At 73.9% G+C, this 1,550-nt stretch carries 2 protein-coding genes; both read left to right on the top strand.

The features are described from left to right. Window positions 1–133: 133 nt before the first annotated feature. Window positions 134–721, top strand: a complete 588-nt coding sequence (locus DBR36_RS16145; protein WP_108320721.1) for a hypothetical protein — start codon at window positions 134–136, stop codon at window positions 719–721. Window positions 722–786: 65 nt separating this feature from the next. Then, a complete protein-coding gene (locus DBR36_RS16140; RefSeq protein WP_108320720.1) occupies window positions 787–1,533 on the top strand; it encodes a YcnI family protein in 747 nt (248 codons plus the stop codon). Window positions 1,534–1,550: the final 17 nt, after the last annotated feature.

The following is a 1,550-nucleotide window of genomic DNA, read 5'->3' as shown; positions in this document are numbered from 1 at the left end:
GCGGTGGGGTGCAGGCATCCGGGGCCGGGGTGTCGGGCGTGGGCCCCGCCAACACCCCGCACGTATCTCGCCGCCGGAGCACCGGCCGCACGGGTGTCGGTGGGGCCGCCTAGGCTGGATGTCAGGGAGTGACATGTCGTCGAGAGCAGGGCGCGCGCAACGCGCGGTCCGCGGTGCCGCCGCGGCCGCCGTGGCGACCTTCGTCGCGACCGTCTCGCACGGCGCCGTCGACTCCGCCCTGCCGTCCGCGATCAACATCGCGGTCGCGCTGTGCCTCGCGACCCCCGTGTGCGTGCTGCTGGCCGGCCGCGCGATGTCGTGGTGGCGACTGGCGACCGCGGTCGTGCTGAGCCAGGCGTTGTTCCACGGCATCCTGGCCCTCGATCTGACCGGGGGCGGCACTGCGGCCACGGCGGCGCACCACGGCGCGACGACCATGGCCTGGGATGCCGTCGCCCCCGCGCACACGATGCACTCGCCCTGGATGTGGGCCGCGCACGCGTTCGCCGCGGTCGTGACGATCGCAGCGCTCGGCCGCGGAGAACGGGCCCTGCAGGCGATCACGCGCTTCGTCGTCGCCGTTCTGGCCGTGCTGCGGCCGTTCCGCGGTCTCGGCGTACGGACCGATGCCGCGCCCTCGGCCCCCGAGCCGCTGCTGCTGACGAGGGCGATGACGGTGTTGTCGCCGATGAGGCATCGGGGTCCGCCGCGCGCGGCGTGACACCCCGACCCCTCTTCCGCGCGTGAAGCGCCTTTTCGGCGCGCGCCCCTTCAGAAAGCAGCACCATGTCTCGCAAGACCACTCTTCGTCGTGCCCTCGTCGGCCTCACCGCCGGTGCGGCCCTCGCGATCGCCGCGCCCCTCGCGGCGTCGGCGCACGTCACCGTCAACCCCACCACCGCCACCCCCGGCAGCTACGCCACCGTGAACTTCCGCGTGCCGACCGAGTCCGAGACGGCATCCACCGTCAAGGTCGAGGTCGACCTGCCCACCGACACCCCGCTCAGCGCGGTGCTCGTCGAGCCCGTTCCCGGCTGGACCGCGACCGTCGAGAAGGGCGCGCTTCCCGCACCCGTCGAGGTCGAGGGCAACACCATCTCGGATGCCGCGCTGAAGATCGTGTGGCAGGCCGACCCGGGTGTGGGCATCGGTCAGGACCAGTTCCAGATGTTCTCGGCCGTCCTCGGTCCCATCCCCGACACCGGGCACCTCGTGCTCCCGGCGACGCAGACCTACTCGGACGGCGAGGTCGTGGACTGGGCGGCGACGCCCGACGAGGTCGCGGCCGACGACACCCTCGAGCCCGCGCCGGTGCTCTACGTCAACGACACCCCGCCGACCGGCGAGCACAGCCACGGCGGACACGGCACCGCGTCGGCTGCGCCCGCGATGGACGACATGGCGGCCGCGTCGACCACGTCGGACGACTCCTCGGGCGTCGCGCTCGGCCTGAGCATCGCGGCGCTCGTGGTCGCGGCCGCGGGCGCGGTGCTCGGCGCCCTGGCGTTCGCGCGTCGCCCGAAGCGCGGCTGATCGTGCGCTCCCGGAAC

This window comes from Microbacterium sp. HMWF026 (assembly GCF_003061325.1).
In the GTDB taxonomy this organism is placed as follows: domain Bacteria; phylum Actinomycetota; class Actinomycetes; order Actinomycetales; family Microbacteriaceae; genus Microbacterium; species Microbacterium testaceum_E.
This window is presented reverse-complemented; position numbering and strand designations above follow the sequence as displayed.

Excerpts from the sequence above, each read along its gene's own strand:
- DBR36_RS16145 (WP_108320721.1), top strand. The coding sequence starts at position 134 with ATGTCGTCGAGAGCAGGGCGCGCGCAACGCGCGGTCCGCGGTGCCGCC.
- DBR36_RS16140 (WP_108320720.1), top strand. The coding sequence starts at position 787 with ATGTCTCGCAAGACCACTCTTCGTCGTGCCCTCGTCGGCCTCACCGCC.